At 55.5% G+C, this 25,042-nt stretch carries 24 protein-coding genes and 2 tRNA genes; 4 read left to right on the top strand and 22 right to left on the bottom strand.

What is annotated here, in order from left to right; genetic code table 11:
- Positions 1–50: 50 nt before the first annotated feature.
- The 12 genes from truB to rlmE form a co-directional block, all read right to left on the bottom strand.
- Positions 51–1,025, bottom strand: coding sequence for a tRNA pseudouridine(55) synthase TruB (gene truB, locus AB6T85_RS19105; RefSeq protein ID WP_253457926.1), 975 nt, complete (start codon positions 1,023–1,025; stop codon positions 51–53).
- Entirely contained in the window at positions 1,025–1,426 is a 402-nt protein-coding gene (rbfA, locus tag AB6T85_RS19100; protein ID WP_125287116.1) for a 30S ribosome-binding factor RbfA, read from the bottom strand. Before rbfA ends, truB begins: the two co-directional genes overlap by 1 nt.
- A 65-nt stretch (positions 1,427–1,491) precedes the next feature.
- Positions 1,492–4,179 (bottom strand): translation initiation factor IF-2, encoded by a 2,688-nt coding sequence (gene infB, locus AB6T85_RS19095; protein ID WP_253457923.1) that lies wholly within the window; start codon positions 4,177–4,179, stop codon positions 1,492–1,494.
- Between the two features lie 24 nt (positions 4,180–4,203).
- Positions 4,204–5,709 (bottom strand): transcription termination factor NusA, encoded by a 1,506-nt coding sequence (gene nusA / locus AB6T85_RS19090; protein ID WP_253457920.1) that lies wholly within the window; start codon positions 5,707–5,709, stop codon positions 4,204–4,206.
- A 24-nt stretch (positions 5,710–5,733) separates the two neighbouring features.
- Entirely contained in the window at positions 5,734–6,186 is a 453-nt protein-coding gene (rimP, locus tag AB6T85_RS19085; RefSeq protein ID WP_148101243.1) for a ribosome maturation factor RimP, read from the bottom strand.
- Between the two features lie 208 nt (positions 6,187–6,394).
- Positions 6,395–6,471: transfer RNA gene (locus AB6T85_RS19080), tRNA-Met, on the bottom strand.
- A gap of 59 nt (positions 6,472–6,530) precedes the next feature.
- Positions 6,531–6,617 (bottom strand) — tRNA-Leu (locus tag AB6T85_RS19075).
- A gap of 48 nt (positions 6,618–6,665) precedes the next feature.
- The gene (gene secG / locus AB6T85_RS19070; protein ID WP_253457917.1) at positions 6,666–6,995 is read right to left on the bottom strand and encodes a preprotein translocase subunit SecG; all 330 of its coding nucleotides are present in this window, start codon (positions 6,993–6,995) and stop codon (positions 6,666–6,668) included.
- Between the two features lie 260 nt (positions 6,996–7,255).
- The gene (gene glmM, locus AB6T85_RS19065) at positions 7,256–8,590 is read right to left on the bottom strand and encodes a phosphoglucosamine mutase (RefSeq protein ID WP_253457915.1); all 1,335 of its coding nucleotides are present in this window, start codon (positions 8,588–8,590) and stop codon (positions 7,256–7,258) included.
- A gap of 1 nt (position 8,591) precedes the next feature.
- Entirely contained in the window at positions 8,592–9,428 is an 837-nt protein-coding gene (folP, locus tag AB6T85_RS19060; protein WP_253457912.1) for a dihydropteroate synthase, read from the bottom strand.
- Positions 9,429–9,512: 84 nt separating this feature from the next.
- A complete protein-coding gene (gene ftsH / locus AB6T85_RS19055; protein ID WP_253457909.1) occupies positions 9,513–11,420 on the bottom strand; it encodes an ATP-dependent zinc metalloprotease FtsH in 1,908 nt (635 codons plus the stop codon).
- Between the two features lie 55 nt (positions 11,421–11,475).
- Complete coding sequence (gene rlmE / locus AB6T85_RS19050; protein WP_125287108.1) at positions 11,476–12,105, bottom strand: 23S rRNA (uridine(2552)-2'-O)-methyltransferase RlmE; 630 nt, start codon at positions 12,103–12,105, stop codon at positions 11,476–11,478.
- 127 nt (positions 12,106–12,232) lie between these two features.
- On the opposite strand from rlmE, the gene yhbY reads away from it, so the two are divergent.
- Positions 12,233–12,526, top strand: coding sequence for a ribosome assembly RNA-binding protein YhbY (gene yhbY / locus AB6T85_RS19045; RefSeq protein ID WP_125287107.1), 294 nt, complete (start codon positions 12,233–12,235; stop codon positions 12,524–12,526).
- Positions 12,527–12,632: 106 nt separating this feature from the next.
- On the opposite strand, the gene greA is transcribed toward yhbY, so the two are convergent.
- Positions 12,633–13,109 carry a transcription elongation factor GreA gene (gene greA / locus AB6T85_RS19040; protein ID WP_125287106.1) on the bottom strand — a complete coding sequence of 159 codons (477 nt, stop codon included), beginning with the start codon at positions 13,107–13,109 and terminating at the stop codon, positions 12,633–12,635.
- 247 nt (positions 13,110–13,356) lie between these two features.
- On the opposite strand from greA, the gene dacB reads away from it, so the two are divergent.
- A complete protein-coding gene (gene dacB / locus AB6T85_RS19035) occupies positions 13,357–14,790 on the top strand; it encodes a serine-type D-Ala-D-Ala carboxypeptidase (RefSeq protein WP_301250762.1) in 1,434 nt (477 codons plus the stop codon).
- A gap of 33 nt (positions 14,791–14,823) precedes the next feature.
- Here dacB and AB6T85_RS19030 read toward each other — a convergent pair whose 3' ends face one another.
- The 5 genes from AB6T85_RS19030 to rplU form a co-directional block, all read right to left on the bottom strand.
- On the bottom strand, positions 14,824–17,097 hold the full coding sequence (locus AB6T85_RS19030) for a TonB-dependent siderophore receptor (protein WP_369896367.1): 2,274 nt from the start codon (positions 17,095–17,097) through the stop codon (positions 14,824–14,826).
- A gap of 247 nt (positions 17,098–17,344) precedes the next feature.
- Complete coding sequence (gene fepB / locus AB6T85_RS19025; RefSeq protein ID WP_253457903.1) at positions 17,345–18,310, bottom strand: Fe2+-enterobactin ABC transporter substrate-binding protein; 966 nt, start codon at positions 18,308–18,310, stop codon at positions 17,345–17,347.
- A 209-nt stretch (positions 18,311–18,519) separates the two neighbouring features.
- A complete protein-coding gene (gene cgtA / locus AB6T85_RS19020) occupies positions 18,520–19,698 on the bottom strand; it encodes an Obg family GTPase CgtA (RefSeq protein ID WP_301729952.1) in 1,179 nt (392 codons plus the stop codon).
- A gap of 281 nt (positions 19,699–19,979) precedes the next feature.
- Positions 19,980–20,237: a 50S ribosomal protein L27 gene (rpmA, locus tag AB6T85_RS19015; protein ID WP_012666719.1), complete on the bottom strand. Its 258-nt coding sequence runs from the start codon at positions 20,235–20,237 to the stop codon at positions 19,980–19,982.
- Positions 20,238–20,252: 15 nt separating this feature from the next.
- The gene (rplU, locus tag AB6T85_RS19010) at positions 20,253–20,564 is read right to left on the bottom strand and encodes a 50S ribosomal protein L21 (RefSeq protein ID WP_125287102.1); all 312 of its coding nucleotides are present in this window, start codon (positions 20,562–20,564) and stop codon (positions 20,253–20,255) included.
- Positions 20,565–20,818: 254 nt separating this feature from the next.
- On the opposite strand from rplU, the gene ispB reads away from it, so the two are divergent.
- A complete protein-coding gene (ispB, locus tag AB6T85_RS19005; RefSeq protein WP_253457897.1) occupies positions 20,819–21,790 on the top strand; it encodes an octaprenyl diphosphate synthase in 972 nt (323 codons plus the stop codon).
- A 295-nt stretch (positions 21,791–22,085) separates the two neighbouring features.
- Positions 22,086–22,346, top strand: coding sequence for a helix-turn-helix domain-containing protein (locus AB6T85_RS19000; RefSeq protein WP_253457894.1), 261 nt, complete (start codon positions 22,086–22,088; stop codon positions 22,344–22,346).
- 52 nt (positions 22,347–22,398) lie between these two features.
- Here AB6T85_RS19000 and murA read toward each other — a convergent pair whose 3' ends face one another.
- The 4 genes from murA to mlaC all read right to left on the bottom strand — a co-directional run bounded on the left by murA (position 22,399) and on the right by mlaC (position 25,040).
- Positions 22,399–23,661, bottom strand: coding sequence for a UDP-N-acetylglucosamine 1-carboxyvinyltransferase (murA, locus tag AB6T85_RS18995; protein ID WP_253457891.1), 1,263 nt, complete (start codon positions 23,659–23,661; stop codon positions 22,399–22,401).
- Positions 23,662–23,731: 70 nt separating this feature from the next.
- Positions 23,732–23,986, bottom strand: coding sequence for a BolA family iron metabolism protein IbaG (ibaG, locus tag AB6T85_RS18990; protein ID WP_125287098.1), 255 nt, complete (start codon positions 23,984–23,986; stop codon positions 23,732–23,734).
- A 125-nt stretch (positions 23,987–24,111) separates the two neighbouring features.
- On the bottom strand, positions 24,112–24,405 hold the full coding sequence (gene mlaB / locus AB6T85_RS18985; protein ID WP_253457888.1) for a lipid asymmetry maintenance protein MlaB: 294 nt from the start codon (positions 24,403–24,405) through the stop codon (positions 24,112–24,114).
- Positions 24,405–25,040, bottom strand: a complete 636-nt coding sequence (gene mlaC, locus AB6T85_RS18980) for a phospholipid-binding protein MlaC (protein ID WP_253457885.1) — start codon at positions 25,038–25,040, stop codon at positions 24,405–24,407. The genes mlaB and mlaC overlap by 1 nt, the downstream gene beginning before the upstream one ends.
- Between the last annotated feature and the right edge of the window lie 2 nt (positions 25,041–25,042).

Raw genomic sequence — 25,042 nt, 5'->3', positions numbered from 1 at the left:
GTACAGGCGCCGATCTCTAATTCAGCCACCCAATGTAAAGCCGCGCCATTCTACTCTGAGCCTGAGGCTTTCGCAAATGATGCATCGGAATATTCTACTACCAGTCGACGCGGCGCAACGCGGCCATCTTCCGCCACTTCCGCCATGCCGATAAACTGACGCGCCTCGCCTTCCGTGACGCGCACCAGCCCCGAGTCCGGCACGTTCGCCGCCTGCACCGGCATGCCCTGTTTGAAGTAAGCCGCCGCGCTGACAGGCAGGTTTACCTCAGGATAAGCCGCCGCCGGGCTGTCCATCGGCATCAGCAACGGGTCGAGCAGCTCTGCCGCCGGACGCTCGTTACGCGCGGCCTCTTCGCTAAGCGCCTGCAGCTGCTCCAGCGTGACCATTGCGTCGATCGGATAGGTCGCGACCTGCAAACGACGCAGGAAAATCACGTGCGCACCGCAGCCCAGCATTTCGCCTAAATCGTCCGTAATGGTGCGGATGTAGGTGCCTTTCGAGCAGTGGATTTCCAGCTCCAGCTCGTCGCCTTCAAGGCGAATAAATTTTAGTTCGTAAACGGTAATGCTGCGTGCTTCACGCGGGACTTCAATGCCTTCACGCGCATATTCATAGAGCTTGCGCCCCTGATACTTGAGCGCCGAATACATTGACGGCACCTGCTGCGTTTCGCCACGAAAGCTATCCAGCGCGGCGTCAAGCTGCGCCTGCGTGAAGTTCACCGGTCGTTCGCTGATGATCTGACCGTCCGCATCCGAAGTATCGGTACGCTGGCCTAACCGCGCGATCACGCGATAGCGCTTGTCGGAATCGAGCAGATAGCGGGAAAACTTCGTCGCTTCGCCCAGGCATATTGGCAGCATACCGGTCGCCAGCGGATCGAGCGCGCCCGTATGGCCCGCGCGGTTGGCGTTAAACAGCCGCTTAACTTTTTGCAGCGCGTCGTTAGACGACAGGCCGCCGGGCTTGTCCAGCAGCAGGACACCGTGAATATCGCGTCCGCGACGACGAGGACGACTCATTACTCCTCCTTGTCGTCTTCCGCAGGGCCACGGCGCTCGGCGTCGTTGCGAACCACGTTAGTGACAAGGTTAGACATGCGCATCCCTTCAACCAGCGAGTTGTCGTAGAAGAAGGTCAGTTCAGGCACGATACGCAGGCGCATCGCTTTGCCCAGCAGGGAGCGGATATAGCCGGAAGCGTCGCCCAGCGCGCGCAGGCCGCCTTTGATGGCGTCTTCGTCTTTATCGTTTAAAAAGGTAACGAACACTTTTGCATAGGCCAGGTCGCGGGAAACTTCCACGCCGGAAACCGTGACCATCATGCCCAGACGCGGATCTTTGATCTCACGCTGTAAAATAATCGCGATCTCTTTCTGCAGTTCCTGGGAGACGCGCTGCGGGCGACCGAATTCTTTCGCCATAATTATTCTCTCCAAATAAATACGGGAGGCGCAAAGGCCTCCCGAACAGGTTGGTCAGGCAACCATTAAGCGATGGTACGCTGGATTTCGATGATCTCGAAGACTTCGATCATATCGCCAACGCGCACATCGTTGTAGTTCTTCACGCCGATACCACATTCCATGCCGTTACGGACTTCGTTAACGTCATCCTTGAAGCGGCGCAGGGATTCCAGCTCGCCTTCATAGATAACCACGTTGTCGCGCAGCACGCGGATTGGGTTGTGACGCTTGATGTTGCCTTCCGTCACCATACAGCCGGCAACCGCGCCAAACTTAGGTGATTTGAACACGTCACGCACTTCGGCCAGGCCGGTGATCTGGTGCTTGTATTCCGGCGCCAGCATACCGCTCATCGCCTGCTTCACTTCGTCAATCAGGTTATAGATGACGGAGTAGTAACGCAGATCCAGGCTTTCTGAATCGATCACGCGGCGCGCGGACGCGTCGGCACGAACGTTAAAGCCTACCAGGATGGCGTTGGAAGCCGCAGCCAGCGTGGCGTCGGTCTCGGTGATACCACCTACGCCGGAGCCAACGATTTTCACTTTCACTTCGTCAGTGGAAAGCTTCATCAGCGAGTCGGCGATAGCTTCGACAGAACCCTGTACGTCCGCTTTCAGCACGATGTTCAGCTCGGAAACTTCGCCTTCGGTCATGTTAGCAAACATGTTCTCCAGCTTGGATTTCTGCTGACGCGCCAGCTTAACTTCACGGAATTTGCCCTGACGATAGAGCGCCACTTCACGCGCTTTCTTCTCGTCACGCACCACGGTCGCTTCATCACCGGCAGCAGGCACGCCTGACAGGCCCAGGATTTCGACCGGGATCGAAGGACCCGCAGTCAGCACTTCGCGGCCCAGCTCGTCACGCATCGCACGCACACGGCCATACTCGAAGCCGCACAGCACGATATCGCCTTTGTTCAGCGTACCTTCACGTACCAGCACGGTAGCAACAGGGCCGCGACCTTTATCCAGGAAGGATTCGATCACGACGCCGCTGGCCATACCCTGACGAACAGCGGTCAGCTCCAGGACTTCAGCCTGCAGCAGGATAGCGTTCAGCAGGTCGTCGATACCGGTTCCGGCTTTCGCGGAAACGTTAACGAACATGTTCTCGCCGCCCCACTCTTCCGGAATGATACCGTACTGAGTCAGTTCGTTTTTAACGCGATCCGGATCGGCTTCTGGCTTATCGCACTTGTTCACCGCAACCACAACCGGCACTTTCGCCGCTTTGGCGTGCTGGATAGCTTCGATGGTCTGTGGCATCACGCCGTCATCGGCGGCGACAACCAGGATAACGATATCCGTTGCCTGAGCACCACGAGCACGCATTGCGGTAAACGCGGCGTGGCCCGGGGTATCCAGGAAGGTCACCATACCGTTGTCGGTTTCGACGTGGTAAGCACCGATGTGCTGGGTAATGCCGCCCGCTTCGCCAGAGGCGACTTTAGTGGAGCGAATGTAGTCCAGCAGTGAGGTTTTACCGTGGTCAACGTGGCCCATGATGGTCACGACCGGCGCACGGGATTCCATGGCCGCATCGGTATCACGATCGCTCATTACCGCTTCTTCCAGCTCGTTCTCGCGGCGCAGCGTCACTTTGTGACCCATCTCTTCCGCGACCATCTGGGCAGTTTCCTGATCGATAACCTGGTTGATGGTGGCCATAGCGCCCATTTTCATCATCGCTTTGATGACCTGGGAGCCTTTCACCGCCATCTTGTTAGCCAGTTCCGCTACGGTGATGGTTTCACCGATAACCACGTCACGGTTAACAGCCTGAGCCGGCTTGTTGAAGCCCTGCTGCAGCGTACTCTTACGCTTGCCGCCTTTACCGCCACGGAATTGCGCACGCGCTTCTTCACGGTCGGTTTTCGCTTCGGAATGCTTGTTGCCTTTCTTACGCTGTGGGGCTTTAGCCGGACGAGCAGCGCGAGTGCGGCGATCGCCTTCAACCTGCGCATCGTTCTCGTCTTCTGCCGCACGGGCGTGGGTAGAGGTGGTCACGTGATAGTCAGAAGTGTCTTCCACTTCTTTCTCCGCTTCCGCCCATTCTGAACCTTTTTCTTCCGCCATTTTACGGGCCTCTTCCGCTACGCGCTTCGCTTCTTCTTCGATCTTGCGACGCGCTTCTTCTTCAGCTTTACGCTTCAGTTCAGCGGCTTCCGCTTCACGACGGGCTTTATCAGACTGTTGATTGCGGGTCATATCGTCGGTTTGTTGGTTGCTCACTTTGTCTTTTTCCGCTGCTTCACGCCTGGCTTTCTCTGCCGCCTCACGTTTAGCCTGCTCCTCGGCTTCACGCTGCGCTTTTTCTTGAGCTTCGCGCTGGGCTTTTTCTTCAGCCTCGCGACGAGCCATTTCTTCCGCTTCGCGCTGTGCCTGCTCTTCTGCTTCTGCCTGAGCGGCTTCTGCAGGATCGCCTTTTACATAGGTGCGTTTTTTGCGGACTTCGATTTGCACCGATTTACTTTTACCGCCGGTGCCCGGAATATTCAAGGTGCTGCGCGTTTTGCGCTGTAAGGTCAGTTTACCAGAACCGCCATTGTTGTCGCGATTCAGGTGCGTCAGGAGCGTCTCTTTTTCCTGCTGGGTCACAGAGTCGGTTTCAGACTTGCGGATCCCTGCATCAGCAAATTGCTGTACCAGGCGTTCTACCGGTGTCTGAATCTCTGCCGCCAGCGATTTTACAGTTACATCTGTCATGCTGTTCCTTCCTGCTACAGTTTATTACGCGTCGTCGCCGAACCAGCAGATATTTCGTGCAGCCATAATCAGCTCGCCGGCCCTTTCGTCGTTCAGGCCTTCAATATCTGTCAGATCGTCAACACCCTGCTCGGCAAGATCTTCCAGCGTGCAAACGCCAATCGCTGCCAGCTTAAATGCCAGCTCACGGTCAAGACCTTCCAGGTTCAGCAGATCTTCTGCCGGCTGTTTGTCGCCCAGACTCTCGGCTTTTTCCAGAGCAAGGGTGGTTAACGCATTTTTCGCACGATCGCGCAGCGCTTCTACTGTCTCTTCATCCAGACCGTCGATTTCCAACAGCTCGTTGATAGGCACGTATGCCAGCTCTTCCAGAGAAGAGAAGCCTTCTTCAACCAGCACGGTTGCGAAATCTTCATCAATATCGAGATGTTTGGTAAAGACGTCGATGGCAGCGTGGGCTTCAGCCTGGTGCTTGGCCTGCAGATCGTCGACCGTCATCACGTTCAGCTCCCAGCCACTCAGCTGCGAAGCCAGACGCACGTTTTGGCCGTTACGGCCAATCGCCTGAGCCAGATTTCCGGCTTCTACGGCGATATCCATGGTGTGATTATCTTCATCCACCACGATAGAGGCGACGTCCGCCGGGGCCATCGCATTGATCACGAACTGCGCAGGATTGTCATCCCACAGCACGATATCAATACGTTCGCCACCCAGCTCGCTGGACACCGCCTGAACTCGCGCACCGCGCATACCCACGCAGGCGCCGACCGGGTCGATACGCTTGTCGTTGGTTTTTACGGCGATCTTGGCACGGGAGCCTGGATCGCGCGCGGCAGCTTTAATCTCAATCACTTCTTCAGCAATTTCCGGCACTTCAATGCGGAACAGTTCGATTAGCATCTCCGGTTTGGAGCGCGTAACGAACAGCTGTGCACCACGCGCTTCCGGCCGTACTGCATAGAGTACGCCGCGGATGCGGTCGCCCGGACGGAAGTTTTCACGCGGCAGCATATCTTCACGAATGATTACCGCTTCCGCATTGGTATTAGAACCATCGGTTGGGCGCACTTCGAGAGAGATGTTGTCGCGGTTCACTTTCTTCACGACGCCGGTGATGATCTCACCTTCCTGCTCGCGGAACTGGTCAACGACCATCGCGCGTTCTGCCTCGCGCACTTTCTGCACGATAACCTGTTTTGCCGTCTGCGTGGTGATACGGTCAAAGGTGACAGATTCGATCTGATCTTCAACATAATCGCCCAGATTCAGCGATTCGTCTTCGAATCGCGCGGCATCCAGGGTGATTTCACGCGTTGGCATGGTGACTTCGTCAACAATGACCCAGCGGCGAAACGTGTCAAAATCGCCGCTTTTGCGATCGATGCTGACGCGGACGTCGATTTCCTGCTCGTACTTTTTCTTGGTAGCCGTGGACAGCGCGCTCTCCAGCGCTTCGAAAATCTTCTCGCGCGGGAGGGATTTCTCGTTCGATACTGCCTCGACTACAGCTAAGATTTCTTTGTTCATCCTGGTATGCCTCAATCCGGACTTTTAAAAGTGGGGAACCAGGTTCGCCTTCTGGATGTTACTCAGCGCGAACACTTCGTCGTTACCCTCAACGGCAACGGTTACCATTTCACCATCTACGGATTTAATGATTCCCTGCCACTTGCGGCGGTTCTGTACGGCCATACGCAGCACCAGGCTTACTTCCTCGCCGGTGAATCGCGCGTAGTGCTCTGCGGTAAAGAGTGGGCGCTCAAGGCCTGGCGAGGAGACTTCAAGGTTATAAGCCACGGTGATGGGATCTTCAACATCAAACACCGCGCTGACCTGGTGGCTGACATCAGCACAATCATCAACATTGATGCCATCTTCACTATCAATATAGATGCGCAGCGTAGATGTGCGACCGCGAACGAACTCAATGCCAACCAGCTCGTAGCCCAGCGCTTCTACCGGTGCCGTAATCAGCTCTGTTAATTTTTGCTCTAATGTGGACAATCCCACCCCCAAGACATAAAAAAAGGGCTTAATAGCCCAGTATGCTGTTTCCTGATAACAAAAAACCCCGATAAATCGGGGCTTTATGCGACTGGACCCTGTACGCCATAAATGGCGGTTCGGCACAATCCATAGAATTTTTTTCAAAATTCGCTGTTAGCGCCGTGCAATGCATACAGTATATTTGAAAAAGAACTCTAAGGGAAAGTGGTTGCGGGGGCCGGATTTGAACCGACGACCTTCGGGTTATGAGCCCGACGAGCTACCAGGCTGCTCCACCCCGCGTCCGAAAACGTGGCAAATACTACGCCGATCTTGCATAAAATGCAAGCAAAACTGAGATTTGGTACCGAGGACGGGACTTGAACCCGTAAGCCCATGCGGGCACTACCACCTCAAGGTAGCGTGTCTACCAATTCCACCACCACGGCACTAAAAGGTTGCGACTTTTTCTTTTCTGTCGCGTCGAAATTTACAGCTTACTGTGGGATATCGCTACCCGGCGCGGCCGGTTTCGCTGGCTGACTCTGCTGCTGTGCAGGCTGAGACAGATTTTCCCACTCGCTTCCTTTCTGCGTTTTGTTGCTGTTCAGGTTGCCCAGGATCAGACTGATTACAAAGAACAGCGTCGCCAGCACTGCGGTCATACGGGTCATAAAGTTGCCAGAACCGTTAGAGCCGAACAGCGTTGCTGAAGAACCTGCACCGAACGATGCGCCCATATCAGCGCCTTTACCTTGCTGCAGCATGATCAGACCTACAAGGCCGATTGCCACAATAAGGAAAACTACCAAAAGAGCTTCGTACATAATCAACCTGTTTCCTTGCGCGTTATCGCGCATTTAAGCTTCAAAACCAGTGAGCAGATAGCGTTGTCGCTACCCATCAGAAGCGGGTGTGAATACTAACCAAAGCGGCCTGATTGCGCAAGGGCAATTTAGCACGGCCACGTCAATTGCAGAAAAAAGCGGCAAAAGCGACGACAAAGCTGAAAAAAGCGCCAACTATCACACGGCTACGACGCTTTCAGCCGGGCACCCTGTCGTGCCCGGCCCGGTTATTATTTGCCTCAGACAGCCTTGACCGCATCGGCAATGCGGTGTGCCAGCGACGTGACCTGCGCTTCGTCTTCGCCTTCCACCATCACGCGGATCAGCGGCTCGGTGCCCGATTTACGCAGCAGGACGCGACCACGCCCTTTCAGTTCTTTTTCCGCTTCGGCCGTCACCGCTTTCACCTGCGCATCTTCCAGCGGATCGGTTGCGCCGCTAAAGCGCACGTTCACCAGGATCTGCGGCAGCAGCTTCATGCCGCTGCACAGGTCGTGCAGGCTCATATGGTTGCGTACCATGGCAGTGAGTACCTGCAAACCTGCCACAATGCCGTCGCCGGTAGTGGTCTTGTCCAGCAGGATAACGTGACCGGAGTTTTCCGCGCCCAGCCGCCAGCCTTTCTCCTGCAGCTTCTCCAGCACGTAGCGGTCGCCCACTTTCGCCCTGGCGAAAGGAATGCCCAGCTGTTTCAGCGCCAGCTCAAGCCCCATATTGCTCATCAGCGTGCCTACCACGCCGCCGCGCAGCTGGCCCTGGCGCAAGCCTTCGCGAGCCACGATATAGAGGATCTGATCGCCGTCGACCTTTTCACCCAGGTGATCGACCATCATGATACGGTCGCCGTCGCCGTCATAGGCCAGCCCGATATCGGCTTTTTCAGCCAGTACGCGAGCCTGCAGCTGGCGAAGATCGGTTGCGCCGCATTCCTTGTTGATGTTCATTCCGTCCGGATTGACGCCAAGGGTAATCACTTCCGCCCCCAGCTCGCGCAGCACGTTTGGCGCAATGTGATAGGTGGCGCCGTTGGCGCAGTCCACCACGATTTTCAGGCCGTTCAGGCTCAGCTCGCTGGGGAAGGTGCCTTTACAGAATTCGATATAGCGGCCTGCGGCATCCACAATACGGCTGGCGCGTCCCAGCTCGGCAGAGTCAACGCAGGTAATGGGCTTTTCCATTTCCGCTTCAATCGCTTCTTCGACCTCATCCGGCAGCTTGGTGCCGTCGATCGAAAAGAATTTGATGCCGTTGTCGTCGAAAGGGTTATGCGACGCGGAAATCACAATACCCGCTTCCGCGCGGAAAGTGCGGGTCAAATAGGCGATAGCGGGTGTCGGCATTGGGCCGGTAAAAGCGGCTGACAAACCTGCCGCCGCCAGGCCTGCTTCCAGCGCGGATTCCAGCATGTAGCCGGAAATACGCGTGTCCTTACCAATAATAATTTTTTTTGAGCCGTTGCGCGCCAGCACTTTGCCTGCCGCCCAGCCCAGCTTCAGAACGAAGTCTGGGGTAATCGGCGTTTCGCCGACCTTGCCACGAATGCCATCTGTACCAAAATATTTACGGTTGCTCATGCTACTTTTCCTTCGCTGACAGTGTCGCCTCGACGACGCGCATCGCCTCAACGGTTTCTTTAACATCGTGAACGCGCAAAATATGCGCGCCCTGCATAGCGGCAATAACCGCGCAGGCCAGGCTGCCCGTCAGCCGCTGCGTCGGCCCGACGTTCAACAGCTGCCCAATCATACTTTTGCGTGACATGCCGACCAGCAGCGGCAGCCCAAAGCGGTGAAAATCGGCCAGGTGCGCTAACAGTTGGTAATTGTGGGAGAGATTCTTACCGAAACCGAATCCCGGATCGAGCAGCAGCTGCGTTTTTTTGATCCCCGCCGCCTCGCAGCGAGCGATCTGCTCCACGAAAAAGGCGTCCACTTCCTGCAACAAATGACGATACTGAGGGGACTGCTGCATCGTTTTAGGATCGCCCTGCATATGCATCAGGCAGACCGGCAGCCCCGTCTCTGCCGCCGCTTCCAGCGCGCCGGGTTTCTGCAGGGAGCGGATATCGTTAATGATATGCGCGCCAGCCTTTGCGGCTTCCCGGATAACCTCCGGGCTGGAGGTATCCACAGAGATCCATACCTCAAAGCGCTGCGAGATAGCTTCCACAACGGGGATAACGCGCGCCAGCTCCTGTTCAACGCTGACCTCATCCGCTCCAGGACGCGTAGATTCGCCGCCGATATCAATGATGGTCGCGCCAGCGTTAATCATGCCGTTAGCGTGCGTCAGGGCCTGCACTAAATCGTTATGCTTGCCGCCGTCCGAAAAAGAGTCCGGCGTCACGTTCAGAATGCCCATAACGTGAGGATGAGTCATATCGAGCACGGAATCTCGGGCGTGAAGCTTCATGGCGGCGGTTCTCCTTCAGTGTGGTGAGATAATCATAAAAAAAAACCCCGGTCATCGCCGGGGTTTGTTGTTGCTCGGTCACGCTTACATGGTGTTACCAGGGTTTGGCGTACGCGGTTCGTCGACCGGACGCGGCGCCTTAGGCGTACCGTTGTCAGAGCTGCTGCTGCCCGGATCTTCCCAACCGGCTGGCGGACGCACTTCGCGGCGAGCCATCAGGTCGTCGATCTGAGGCGCATCAATGGTTTCATACTTCATCAGCGCGTCTTTCATCGCGTGAAGGATGTCCATATTCTCGTTCAGGATACGGCGGGCGCGCTGGTAGTTGCCTTCGATCAGCGCTTTCACTTCCTGATCGATAATGCGTGCCGTTTCATCAGACATATGCTTCGCTTTCGCGACGGAACGTCCCAGGAACACTTCGCCCTCTTCTTCCGCATAAAGCAGCGGACCCAGCTTCTCGGAGAAGCCCCATTGCGTAACCATGTTACGTGCAATGGAGGTCGCTACTTTGATGTCGTTAGACGCGCCGGTAGACACATGCTCTACGCCATAGATGATCTCTTCCGCCAGGCGGCCGCCGTAAAGCGTGGAGATCTGGCTTTCCAGCTTCTGACGGCTGGCGCTGATAGCATCGCCTTCCGGCAGGAAGAAGGTCACGCCCAGCGCACGGCCACGTGGAATAATCGTGACTTTGTGTACCGGATCGTGTTCTGGCACCAGACGGCCGATAATGGCATGGCCCGCTTCGTGATAAGCGGTAGATTCTTTCTGCGCTTCCGTCATCACCATGGAGCGACGTTCCGCACCCATCATGATTTTGTCTTTCGCTTTCTCGAACTCAACCATTGAAACCACGCGCTTGTTGCCGCGGGCGGCAAACAGAGCGGCTTCGTTCACCAGGTTCGCCAGATCGGCACCGGAGAAGCCCGGCGTACCGCGTGCGATAACCAGCGCATCAATGTCGGTAGCCAGCGGCACGCGACGCATATGCACTTTCAGGATCTGCTCACGGCCACGCACGTCTGGCAGACCGACCACAACCTGACGGTCGAAACGGCCCGGACGCAGCAGCGCAGGGTCAAGCACGTCAGGACGGTTAGTTGCCGCGATGACGATAATGCCTTCGTTGCCTTCAAAGCCGTCCATCTCAACCAGCATCTGGTTCAGCGTTTGCTCACGTTCATCGTGACCACCGCCCAGACCCGCGCCGCGCTGACGACCTACCGCATCGATCTCATCGATAAAGATGATGCACGGCGCCGCCTTCTTGGCTTGTTCAAACATATCGCGTACGCGGGATGCGCCCACGCCGACAAACATTTCAACGAAGTCAGAACCGGAGATAGTAAAGAAAGGCACTTTCGCTTCACCCGCGATGGCTTTCGCCAGCAGGGTTTTACCGGTACCCGGAGGACCGACCATCAGCACGCCTTTTGGAATTTTACCGCCCAGCTTCTGGAAACGGCTCGGCTCGCGCAGGTATTCCACCAGCTCGGCGACTTCCTCTTTCGCTTCGTCACAGCCTGCAACGTCCGAAAACGTCGTCTTGATCTGATCTTCCGTCAGCATACGGGCTTTGCTTTTGCCGAAGGACATCGCGCCCTTGCCGCCGCCGCCCTGCATCTGACGCATAAAGAAAATCCACACGCCGATCAATAGCAGCATCGGGAACCATGAAATGAAGATGGAAGCCAGCAGGCTTGGCTCTTCAGGCGGTTCGCCTACCACTTTGACATTTTTGGTCAACAGGTTATCGAGCAACTTAGGATCGTTGACGGGGATGTAGGTGGTGTATTTGTTGCTGTCTTTTTTGACAACGTTGATTTCACGCCCGTTAATACGTGCCTCGCGGACCTGATCCTGGTTCACTTCCGACAGGAAGGTTGAGTAATCAACCCTACGGCCATTTGACTCGCTGGGCCCAAAGCTCTGGAAGACCGACATCAGCACGACTGCGATGACTAGCCAGAGAATCAGGTTTTTCGCCATGTCACTCAAGGGATTAACCTCTTATTACAACTGTGTTAACAGACAGCGTAGGGTACTATAGTTTGCGCCCTGTCGCTACAATGTACACTTCACGTGAACGAGAACGTGAAGCGTCCGGCTTACGAATTTTCACTTTCGTAAACAGGGAGCGAATTTCCCGGAGGTAATCTTCAAAGCCATCTCCCTGAAACACCTTCACTAAAAAACTGCCGCCGGGTGCCAGAACGTCCCGGCACATCTCCAGCGCAAGCTCAACCAGATACATTGACCTTGGAATATCTACCGCCGGCGTTCCCGTCATGTTGGGCGCCATATCGGACATTACTACCTGCACTTTGGTATCGCCAACGCGATCCATAAGCGCTTTCAGCACCAGTTCATCACGAAAATCGCCCTGAAGGAAATCGACGCCGACGATAGGATCCATCGGCAGGATATCACAGGCAATCACGCGACCTTTTGATCCAATTTGCGTCACCACATACTGAGACCATCCGCCTGGCGCCGCACCGAGATCGACAACCGTCATCCCCGGCTTAAACAGCTTGTCACCCTGCTGTATTTCATCAAGTTTAAACCAGGCGCGCGAACGCAGCCCTTTTTTCTGCGCCTGCAGCACATATTTATCGCTAAAGTGTTCCTGTAGCCAGCGGCTGGAACTGGCCGAACGCTTTTTACCAGTCATACAATTTCCAACTATGATTCAACGTATGCGATAAATAAACCGCACAAATCAGCATGCCGATTTGGTGATATACCCGAGATGGCGGTAGAATGACCCGTTTTCAATCCCAATGTAAGTAAAAAATACGATGAATCTGAGTACCAAACAAAAACAGCACCTGAAAGGACTGGCCCATCCGCTGAAGCCTGTCGTGATGTTAGGCAACAACGGTCTGACCGAAGGGGTGCTGGCCGAAATCGAACAGGCACTGGAGCACCATGAGCTCATCAAGGTAAAAATCGCGACGGAAGACCGTGAGACAAAAACCCTGGTGGTAGAGGCTATCGTGCGCGAAACCAAAGCCGCAAACGTGCAGGTTATCGGCAAGACGCTGGTGCTGTACCGTCCGACGAAGGAACGTAAAATCGCTCTTCCTCGCTAAAAGCTAGCCGCAGAAGAAAGTGACACGCTCGTGATGTCAGGAAAAGGCCGCAAAGCGGCCTTTTTCTTTTCTTTACACTATGTCTGAAAAATAGCTTAAGAGTAAATCAGATATACTCTATTTTCAGAATTTCATACTCAACGTCGCCGCCCGGCGTTTTGATGATGGCCACATCATCCACTTCTTTGCCGATCAAACCGCGCGCCATCGGCGAGTTAACAGAAATCAGATTTTGTTTAAAGTCCGCTTCGTCATCGCCCACGATACGGTAGGTCGACTCCTCATCCGTGTCCACGTTCAATACGGTAACGGTAGCACCAAAGATCACGCGACCATTCGCATTCATTTTAGTGACGTCAATCACCTGAGCGTTGGACAGCTTGGCTTCGATTTCCTGAATACGACCTTCACAGAAGCCCTGCTCTTCGCGTGCGGCGTGGTACTCTGCATTTTCTTTCAGGTCGCCATGCTCGCGTGCTTCCGCGATAGAGGCAATAATTCTGGGGCGTTTAACGGTTTTCAGCTCTTCAAGCTCTTCGCGCAGTCTCTCGGCGCCCCTTAGCGTCATCGGAATCTGATTCATCTCAATACCTCGTCAACTGATCCTGTGCAAAATTTTCGTCATCCTGACAGGTAAGTGCAGAAAAAGCGTTCTGCGGCGCTTGCCACTGATTTACAAACGAAAGAAACCTGGCCCGGAGGAAACCCAGGGCCTGGTGGTTTTGCATTTTGATACGTATTTTACCCCAGAGTTCCCTATGGGTCATCGTTTACTTTCCACCATGATGCACCGTAGTATGGCAACATCACCTGCCAGTAAACGCGAGATTATGCGATTTTCACGAATTGTTACCGGCTTAGCTTGCGCATTTATGCTGAATGCCAACGCGGCCACGGTCGAAGACTATATGCAGTATCTGCCCGATGGCGCGAATCTGGCGCTGATTGTGCAAAAAGTCGGCGCGGATACGCCTTCTATTGATTATCACAGCAAGCAGATGGCGCTGCCCGCCAGTACGATGAAAGTCATTACCGCGCTGGCCGCCCTGCTCCAGCTTGGGCCGGAATACCGTTTTCATACGCAGCTGGAAAGTAAAGGCTCCATCAGCAACGGGACGCTAAAAGGCGACCTTGTGGCGCGATTCGGCGGCGATCCGACGTTAACGCGTCAGGATCTGCGCAATATGGTTGCCGTCTTAAAAAAGCAGGGCGTCGACCATATTCAGGGTAACCTGGTGATCGACACCTCGGTGTTCGCCAGCCATGATAAAGCGCCGGGCTGGCCGTGGAACGATATGACGCAGTGCTTCAGCGCGCCGCCCGCAGCCGCTATCGTGGATCGTAACTGTTTCTCCGTTTCGCTCTACAGCGCGCAGACGCCGGGCGAAAAAGCCTTTATTCGCGTGGCTTCGTTCTATCCGGTCAATATGTTCAGCCAGGTACGCACGCTGGCGCGCGGTTCGTCGGAAGCGCAATATTGTGAGCTGGACGTGGTGCCTGGCGAGCTGAACCGCTTTACGCTGACCGGCTGCATGAGCCAGCGCGCTGAACCTCTGCCGCTGGCCTTTGCTATTCAGGATGGTGCCAGCTACGCCGGTGCGATCCTGAAAGGAGAACTGCAACAGGCCGGTATCGACTATTCCGGGCATCTGGTGCGGCAGACGCTGGCGACGCCGCCGGCCACCGTACTGGCTGAGACGCAGTCCGCGCCGCTGCACGATCTGCTGAAGATTATGCTGAAGAAGTCGGACAACATGATTGCCGATACGGTGTTCCGCACCATTGGTCATGAGCGTTTTGGCGTTCCCGGCACGTGGCGAGCCGGTTCTGATGCTATCCGTCAGATCCTGCGGCAAAAAGCCAATATCGATATGGGCAACAGCATTCAGGTGGATGGTTCCGGCCTGTCACGTCACGACCTGATTTCGCCCGATACCATGATGCAGGTGCTGCAATACATTGCGCAAAACGATCAGCAGCTGAACTATATTTCTATGCTGCCGCTGGCAGGCTACGACGGTACGCTGCGCTATCGCGGCGGTCTGCATGAGGCGGGCGTGGACGGCAAAGTCTCGGCGAAAACGGGATCGTTACAGGGCGTGTATAACCTGGCGGGCTTTATTACCACCGCCAGCGGCAAGCGGGTGGCCTTTGTGCAATATCTTTCGGGCTATGCGGTGCCGCCGCAGAATTTCAAGCAGCGTCGCATTCCGCTGGTTCGCTTTGAAAGCCGCCTTTATAAAGATATTTATCAGAATTATTAAGATTAAGGGCGGGATTATCTCCCGCCCTTTTTATCAAAAATGCGTATTCAGACTCATATAATAAGTCCTGCCTGACTCGTTAAAGGTATTGGCGCCTGCGCCATACATATAGGCGCCGGTCGTCGAATTACCCGTGGTTTGCGCATTGCCCTCGCGGAAATGACGCTTATCGAACAGGTTATCGATACCGACGGTCACGCTGGCGTACTTATTCACATCATAGGTGCCGCTAAGTCCCAAAATGGAATACGGGCTGACCGTGGATTTTTCTGTTCCGCTTACCGCTTCTCCCTTGTAGTTATACTTCTTCGGCGTCTGCCGACCGTACCAGGTAAAGGTGGTTTGCAGCGACAGATCCTGCGTCGCCTGCCAGGAAAGCGTCGAATTCAGCGTATATTCCGGGATAACAGACAGGCGATCGCCCGTGGTTTTGTTTTTGCTTTGCAGCATATAGGTCAGGTTATTGTTCCAGCTGATGGCTTCCGTCACCGGCAGGTTCACCGTTCCTTCCAGCCCTTCCACCACGGCTTTTGGCACGTTTTCCCATTTGTAAATGTCGGTGCTGCCGGTAGAGCCTGTCGGCACGTAACCCGATTCGATCTTGTCGCGGTAGTCGTTGCGGAACCAGGTCAAACCGGCCTGATAGCCCTCATGCTTATACTCCACGCCCACTTCTTTATTGATGCTGGTTTCGGCTTTAAGGTCGTCGTTACCCATCAGGTAGCAGGCGCCGGCGCTGTCGGCACAGCCCTGACCACGGCTGTAAAGCACGTAGTTCGGGTTGGTTTGGTAGAGGCTCGGCGCTTTATAGGCTCTGGCGATCCCCAGCTTCAGCGTAAAGTCGTCCGCCAGGATCTGCGAAAGATTCAGCGACGGGCTCCAGTTATTGCCGACGATGCTGTGATGATCGAAGCGCAGCCCCGGCACCAGCGTGGTGCTGTCGGTCAGTTCCATATTGTCTTCCGCAAACAGCGAGAAGATTTCTGCCGAGGAGTAAGGGCTGCGGTTGCTGCTGCTGATGCCGTCGATAGCGCCGCCAGAGAGCGCCTGAGTATTAGAGGCGCCATCCTTCATATGCTGCTGGTTCCATTCGGCGCCAAACGTCGCGGTCTGGTTAACCAGAAACTCAAAGGGCACGCTGACTTCGCTGTGCAGCAGCACGTCGTTGAGCTCGATAGTGGAGAACCCGCTGTCTGAGAAGATCCCTTCCGTACCGCCTGCCAGTCCTTCGTTCATCCGCGAGTTGCGCGTATTCTCATACTGAGCATAGCTGCGCGTGCTGACGCCATTATCCCAGACGCCGGTCCAGGTGACCGCATAGTCCTGACGATAAAGGCGGTTGGTTTCGTCGCCGTATTTGCTCTTCACCAGCGCGCTGGTATTGGTGTTTTGGGTATCGCCTGCATAGAGATTACCCTGACGGCTGTAGCCCGCGCTGAACTCCAGGTTCTGATTGGTCGCAAACTCCCAGCGCAGCTTGCCGTGAATATCTTTGTTGACTACGCCTTCGCGTCCCGCCGGAACGGTATCGGCATAGGTGCCGGTGCGCAGCGACTGATGACCTTCGTTAATAAACTGCGCGTCCGCCTGCGTCTTGCTCAGGTTGCCCCACAGCGAGAAGCTGACATCATCGCCCATCGGGCCGCTCAAAGAGAAGTTAGAGCGTTTGGTGGAGCCTTCGGATTTATGCTCCGGCATATTCAGGTAGGTGTTCCAGCTGCCGTGCCACTCGTTGCCGGTCTGTTTGGTGATGATATTCACCACGCCGCCCGCCGCGCCGTTGCCATAGCGTGCCGCCGCCGGGCCGCGGATCACTTCGATATGGTCAACCATTTCTGGCGGCACCCAGTTGGTATCGCCACGCGTGTCGCGTTCGCCGCGCCAGCCCAGACGTACCGAGTTGCGGCTGGCGACCGGCATTCCGTCGATCAGGATCAGCGTATTTTCTGGCCCCATACCGCGAATGTCGATCTGACGATTATTGCCGCGCTGGCCGCTGGTGGAGTTGCCGGTAAGGTTAACGCCCGGCATGGTACGGATGATTTCAGAAAGATCGCGTGAAGGCGGACGTTTTTTGATTTCGTCGGCGGTGATGGTGGATACGCCCGGCGCCTGCAAGTTCTGCTGCTCCGCCGTGACCATCAGGGTGCCGCCTTCCGCATCGACATGTTCGCCGGAGGCCGCCGCCGCGGGCGCCCCTGCTTCAGCGTTAGTTTGGGTGCTATCGTCCGCCGTTGCGCCTGCCATTGCGCCCAGGCCAAGCAAAATTGCCAGTGAGAGTCTTGATAATGTGTTCAACGTTCTCATTCCCTGTAGATCCGCCTCCGCCAGTCTCTACAGAGGCAAGTAGATAAATAAACAGGCGTTGCTGTCCGCCCACGCCTGGTTTGCGGTACGCACGGGCGTCTCTGACCAGGCGGCCATACATTATTTCAAATGCAAACAATTATCAATTCGATTGTTTGTCGTATTCTTATTAGCGTGATGATTTTGTGAGCAGGCAGGAAAACGCAGCGGAGAGCGGATGCCTTCGCGGACGCGAAGGCATGAAAAACTATTTGCCGGAAAACAGCTGTTCCAGGCGGGTCAGGACATTGTTGGCGCTGTAGTAGTCCAGCCGGAAGCTGTCTTCGCCCAGCGCATAAACCTGCTTGTTTTTTACCGCCGGGGAGTTGGCGACCAGCGGCTCGGCCAGCAGCGCCGCCTGCTCTTTATCACCTGCGGCAAACATCAGCACGGACCGCCCCGTCAGGCCGGTGACCAGATTTTCTCCGCTTATGGGAATAATATCCCGACGCTTAAGGCGCTGGCTGGCCTGACGTACCACGGCCGTCGGCTCAGCCAGGGTAAAGCCCAGCGATCCCAGTAGTTTTCCCTGGGCAGATTCCGGCGTCCAGAGATTGACCAGATGGATATGAGGATTATAAACCAGCGCGGAAACGGGCTGCGGCGGCAGTTGCAGCTTCGCTTTGACCTCTTTCTCCCGCTGCGCGTAGCGTTGAATCGATGCCTCCGCCTCGGTTTCTTTACCTGTGGCCTGCGCCAGCACGCGCTCTACTTCCTGCCAGCTTTTATCGTCGTAGTTAACGACCAGCGTCGGCGCCAGCGCGGCCAGACGATCGTAAAACGGCAGCGCGGAGTCGTTTCCCGTCGCGCTGACGATAATCAGATCCGGATTTTCTGCGGCAATCGCTTCAAGGTTAGGTTCGCCGCTGTAAAGGCGCTTAACGCCCTTCGCCGCCGCCACGTTCCCCCACTGACGGAAAAATCCCTGGCCGTCGGCGATACGATGGCCTGGCATGGTGGCACCGCTGGCGATAACCGGCGCGTCTATCGCCAGCAGCGAGCCGGTCAGCGTCACGCTGGTAGAGACAATCCGTTCAGGCTGCTTCTTTAGCACCATTTCGCCCTTAACGCTGGTGATATGCCGTGGCCAGCCTTCTTCGGCACGCGCTGCACCGCTCGACAGCAGCGAGAGAGCAAAAATTATCAGGGGAAACATTTGGATGGGAGTGCGCATGGATCAACTCATTTAGACGGGGCAAAGCGCGGGGCTTCGCGAAGGATCGGATAGAGCAGATGATAATGATTATCTTTATTAGCGGGAAGAAATAATTACTGCTGCGAAGGTCAACGCTCATGAAGCTGGGTTCCTGCTCAGTGAGGCTGCCATCGGTACTCCGTGCGGTTCCCATAACAGAAAGGGCGCCGATTGGCGCCCTTCAGGGATTAACGCTGGTAGATGATTTCGACGCCTTCGTCGTCTTCGTCATCCCAGTCGTCATCCCAGTCATCGTCTTCTTCCACCGCCGTTTCAGCTTCTTCCAGCTGCTGGCGATGATAGTCGTCCCACATGAACTCCACTTTTTCCGGCTGCTTCTCTTCCACTTCCGCCTCTTTTGGATTGGCGTTCAGGAAGGACATCACGTCCCAGCAAAGCGGCGTTACGCCAACGCGGTTGGCGGCAGAAATCAGATAGTATTTATCCGTCCAGCCCAGCGCATCGGCAATGGATTTCGCACGGGATTCCGCTTCTTCCTGATCCAGCAGGTCGACCTTGTTGAAAACCAGCCAGCGAGGCTTATTAAAAAGCTTCTCGCTGTATTTTTCCAGCTCGCCCAGAATGATGCGGGCGTTTTCTACCGGATCGGTTTCATCAATTGGCGCCAGGTCGATGGTGTGCAGCAGCACGCGGCAGCGCTCAAGGTGCTTAAGGAAACGAATACCCAGACCTGCGCCGTCAGAAGCGCCTTCAATCAGGCCCGGAATGTCGGCGATCACAAAGCTTTGCTCGCTGTCCATACGCACCACGCCCAGGCTAGGTACCAGGGTGGTAAACGGATAGTCGGCTACTTTAGGCTTCGCGGCGGAAACGGCGCGGATAAAGGTGGATTTACCCGCGTTCGGCAGGCCCAGCATTCCGACGTCGGCCAGCAGCATCAGCTCCAGCTGCAGATCGCGCTTCTCGCCCGGCGTTCCCATCGTTTTCTGACGAGGCGTACGGTTAACGGAAGATTTAAAGCGGGTGTTCCCCAGGCCGTGCCAGCCGCCTTTCGCGACCATTTGCAGCTGACCGTGCTTCATCATATCGCCCAGCGTTTCGCCAGTGCCCTGATCGATGATACGGGTGCCGACCGGCACTTTAATAATAATGTCTTTACCGCGTTTACCGGTGCAGTCACGGCTCTGGCCGTTCTGCCCGCGCTCGGCACGGAAAGATTTTTCAAAGCGATAATCGATAAGGGTGTTCAGGTTCTCGTCGGCCTGCATATAGACGTCGCCGCCATCACCACCATCGCCGCCGTCCGGGCCGCCTCTGGGAATATATTTCTCACGACGGAAACTGACGCAGCCATTGCCGCCATCACCCGCAGCAACGAGGATCGTCGCTTCATCAACAAACTTCATGTTACTTCTCCGTAAATCATTTGCCCGCTGCTGGCAGGATGATCCGTCGTGGCTCGCAGGCCTTATGACGGCTGTCCGGGGGCGCAGCCCTCGCGTCATTTCCAGACAGGGGATCCGCCTTAAGACATCATGCAGCTGAATACAAAGTGTACAGCAAAGGGTTTTACTGGCAACCTGATTGGCGCGCCAGATGCAGAATGTAAAAAGCCCCGCAATCATAGCGGGGCTTTTTGATTCGCTGCTGAAAGCGGTATCAGGTACCGCCTTCAGGCACGAAAACCTTACTCAGCAACGATGCTGATGTATTTACGGTTGTTCGGGCCTTTCACTTCAAACAGGACCTTGCCGTTTGCCGTAGCAAACAGGGTGTGGTCACGGCCGCAGCCTACGTTGGTGCCCGCGTGGAATTTGGTGCCACGCTGACGAACGATGATGCTACCTGCCAGAACGCTTTCGCCACCGAAACGCTTAACGCCCAGGCGTTTTGCGTTGGAATCGCGGCCATTTCGAGTGGAACCGCCAGCCTTTTTATGTGCCATTTGTCAGATCTCCTCTTAGGCGCTGATGCCAGTGATCTTCACATCAGTGAACCACTGACGGTGACCCTGCTGCTTACGGTAGTGTTTACGACGACGAAACTTAACAATCTTAATTTTGTCGCCACGACCGTGAGCAATAATTTCTGCTTTGATCACGCCGCCTGAAACTAAAGGTGCGCCGATCGTTACTTCTTCGCCGTTGGCAATCATCAGAACCTGGTCGAATTCAATCGTTTCGCCGGTTGCGATGTCCAGCTTTTCCAGGCGAACGGTCTGACCTTCGCTCACTCGGTGTTGTTTACCACCACTTTGGAAAACCGCGTACATATAAACTCCGCTCTCGCGCTTGCCGTCTTGAGTTCAGGCTGCGCTATAAATATTCACAATAGGGCGCGAATTCTACGCAACTTCCCACGCGATGACAAGTGCCAGGTAGCGGGTATTGCAGAAAAAAAACGCAAAGCACAGCCAAATGTTTCACAGTCGCCATTTTCAAGTACAATCTGTTATACATTACATGCCGCAGGCACGGGTAAAGACGCTTATCATAGCCGCAAAGTGGGCAATAGCTGAAAAGACTGATGAACTTAGAACAGATAAACGAACTCACCGCGCAGGACATGGCGGACGTCAATGCAACCATACTCGAGCAGTTGAATTCTGAGGTTTCCCTCATCAATCAGCTGGGTTACTACATCATCAGCGGTGGAGGCAAACGCATCCGCCCAACGATCGCCGTTTTGGCCGCGCGCGCGCTGAATTACTCCGGTAAACAACATGTTACCGTAGCAGCCCTGATAGAATTCATTCACACTGCCACCCTTCTGCACGATGACGTGGTGGACGAATCGGATATGCGCCGCGGCAAAGCCACCGCCAACGCTGCTTTCGGCAATGCGGCCAGCGTGCTGGTCGGCGATTTTATCTACACGCGTGCTTTTCAGATGATGACCAGCATTGGTTCGCTGCGCGTGCTGGAGCTGATGTCGGAAGCGGTTAACGTGATAGCGGAAGGCGAAGTGCTGCAGCTGATGAACTGTAACGATCCCGATATTACCGAAGAGAGCTATATGCGGGTGATCTACAGTAAAACTGCTCGCCTGTTTGAAGCCGCCGCCCAATCTTCCGCTATCCTGGCCGAGGCCACGCCGGAGCAGGAAAAGGCGTTGCAGGATTATGGCCGCTATATCGGCACCGCTTTCCAGCTTATCGACGATCTTCTTGATTACAGCGCCGACGGTAAAACGCTGGGTAAAAACGTTGGTGACGACCTTAGCGAAGGCAAACCAACCTTACCGCTGCTGCACGCCATGCGTAACGGCACGCCGGAGCAGGCAGCGATGATCCGCAGCGCGATTGAGCAAGGTAACGGTCGCCATCTGCTGGAACCCGTACTGGAAACCATGCAACAGTGCGGCTCGCTGGCCTGGACACGGGAATCGGCAGAACGCGAAGCAGACAAGGCCATCGCCTGTCTGAATGCCCTACCGGAATCGCCGTGGCGCAGCGCGCTGGAAGCGCTGGCGCATATGTCGGTGCAGCGCGAATTTTAATCCCTGAGCGCGGTCAGCCGCGCTTTTTCCCTTCTGTACAACGCCTCCTGGATCCCTTTTTGTAATGTAATGCATCACGCTGTTACGTAACTTTTGCGCATTACGCCTCAAAAACAAAACGCTGCTTAAATTTTATTGGAAATATCTTAGCGATTATTGTTATAAATCTGACTGCGATATTTAAAGGCTAACGCCTTAAATATTCACATCATGTTCGCAATCCCTGCCGTAGAGACGGCAATGTTGCGTCCTGATGTTTCCAGAAATAGCGATGCGTCCATGGAGGAAAAAGCAGATGCTAGAGAAGAAAGCGGACTGGCATAACGCGGATATTATTGCAGGTCTGAAAAAGAAAGGCACCACGCTGGCCGAGGTATCACGAGAGGCCGGATTAAGCTCGTCCACGCTTGCTAACGCGCTGTTCAGGCCGTGGCCTAAAGGCGAATGGATTATCGCCAATGCCCTGAACATCCATCCGGCCGAGATCTGGCCCAGCCGCTATTACGATCCTGTCACCCATGCCCTGCTCGACCGTAAAAAGCTTATTCGCTCATAAAGAAAAGGCGGTAGATTTCTACCGCCCCGTTGCCAGTCAGCTTCAAACGGCGTTATTCGTCGCCGCTTACGCGCTCGATATTAGCGCCTAACGCTTTCAGCTTGTCTTCGATGTGCTCATAACCGCGATCGATATGGTAAATACGATCCACAATCGTGGTGCCTTCCGCGATGCAGCCAGCCAGCACCAGGCTTGCGGAAGCGCGCAGATCGGTGGCCATGACCTGAGCGCCGGACAGTTTCTCCACGCCGTGGCAGATCGCCGTATTGCTTTCAATTTCCGCATGCGCGCCCATACGGATCAGCTCCGGTATGTGCATAAAGCGGTTTTCGAAGATGGTTTCGGTGATCACGCCCGTGCCTTCCGCCACCAGATTCAGCAGGCTGAACTGCGCCTGCATATCGGTTGGGAAGCCAGGATGCGGCGCGGTGCGGAAGTTGACCGCTTTTGGCCGCTTGCCGTGCATATCCAGACTGATCCAGTCCTCGCCGGTTTCGATATCTGCTCCCGCTTCACGCAGCTTGGCCAGCACCGCGTCCAGCGTAGCCGGCTGCGTGTCGCGGCAGACAACTTTACCGCCGGAAATCGCGGCGGCGATCAGGAAGGTGCCGGTTTCAATACGATCCGGCAATACGCGATAAACGCCGCCGCCCAGGCGCTCAACGCCTTCGATAGTAATGCGATCGCTGCCGGCACCGGTGATTTTCGCGCCCAGCGTATTCAGGAAGTTCGCCGTATCGACGATTTCCGGCTCGCGGGCGGCGTTTTCAATCACGGTGGTGCCGGTAGCCAGCGTGGCGGCGCTCATGATGGTGACGGTTGCGCCTACGCTGACCTTATCCATCACGATGTGCGCGCCTTTCAGGCGGCCGTCGACGGACGCTTTAACATAGCCTTCTTCCAGCTTGATCTCGGCACCCAGCTGCTCAAGGCCGGTAATGTGCAGATCGACAGGACGCGCGCCGATAGCGCAGCCGCCAGGCAGAGAAACCTGCCCCTGACCGAAACGCGCCACCAGCGGGCCAAGCGCCCAAATCGAAGCGCGCATGGTCTTTACCAAATCGTAAGGCGCGCAAAAAATATTGACGTTGCTGGCATCCAGGTGCACCGAGCCGTTACGCTCCGCTTTTACGCCCAGCTGGCTCAACAGCTTCATGGTAGTATCGATGTCCTTAAGCTTCGGGACATTCTGAATTTCTACGGGATCGGACGCCAGCAGAGCAGCGAAAAGAATCGGCAGCGCAGCGTTTTTAGCACCGGAAATGGTCACTTCCCCGCTTAAACGGGTCGGGCCCTGCACACGAAATTTATCCATTAAACCTGCTCTCAATTAATCAGCAATAGAGTACGGCCGCTTCACCGCCCGAAGCGATGAAAACGGCGACTTAAAAACCGTTCAGCTTACGGTCACGTGCCCATTCTTCCGGCGTATAGGTTTTGATGGACAGCGCGTGAATACGGTTGTCGGCAAGATAGGCCGCCAGCGGCGCGTAAATCGCCTGCTGCTTTTTCACGCGGCTCAGTTCACCAAACATCTCGCCTACGGCGATCACCTGAAAGTGGCTGCCGTCGCCGGTTACAATGGCTTCCTGCAGCGGCAGCGCGGCCATCAGCACGGATTGGATTTCACTAGTTTCCATGGGATTTTCTAAATTCGGTTGAGGATAAACAGGCCTACATAGTAGTGGAAAGCGGAGCTATCTTAAACAGGCAAAAAAGCCTCCGCGTGTGCAGAGGCTTTTTCATCAGGAACGGGCGCGGGCCGTCAGCGTTCGGCGGTAATAAACTGCTGCAGATTATACAGCGCGATCAGCGAACGCAGTTTGTCGGTAATACCGGTAAATCCCGGCGCTTTCCCCTGCCCCAGCGCGATCTGACGCAGGTGCACCAGCAGCGCCAGCCCGGCTGAATCGACTCTGTCCAGCGCGGAGACATCAATGGTATCAATCTGTTTCATGACCGTTTCGCGCTGCTGCCACAGTGCGGCCAGCGTTTCCCGCTCCAGCTCGCCCGCCAGATGCAGGCGGTTGCCCTCGATGCGCCAGTTAAGCTGATCCATTACTGCTGCTTGTCCAGCGTAATCGGCTGGCTGGCCGCGTTTTTCAGTACGTCAGTCAGGCCGTCGACGCCTTTCTGACGCAGAATGCCCGCCCACTCGTTCTGCTTGGTGGAGATCATGCTGACGCCTTCCGCGATCATATCGTAGGCCTGCCAGTCGCCGGTGCGGCTGTTCTTACGCCACTGGAAGTCCAGGCGAACCGGCGGGCGGCCGTTAGGATCGATGATGGAGACGCGGATGGCAATAATATTGGCATCGCCATAGGGCTGCTCAGGTGCGATCTGGTAAGTCTGACCGTGGTAGAGCGCCAGCGCCTGGCCGTAAGCCTGCGCCAGGTAGTCGCTAAAGGCTTTGAAATAGGCTTCGCGCTGGGCAGGCGTCGCTTCTTTGTAGTAACGTCCCAGCACTAACGCGCCGGCATATTTAATCTGCACATAGGGCAGCAGCTCTTCACGCACGATTTGGCGCAGGTAGTTGGGATCCTGCTTGATTTTAGGCTGCTCGTTTTTAAGACGGGTAAAGGTTTTCTCCGCCGCCTCGTTCATCAGCTTGTAAGGGTTGGTCTGGTCGGCGGCAGCGTTAGCCGCGACCGGGGCGATGATTAACATGGCCACCATCAGGAAACGTTTAAACATTA

This window comes from Erwinia aeris, from assembly GCF_041224955.1.
GTDB lineage: Bacteria > Pseudomonadota > Gammaproteobacteria > Enterobacterales > Enterobacteriaceae > Erwinia > Erwinia aeris.
This window is presented reverse-complemented; position numbering and strand designations above follow the sequence as displayed.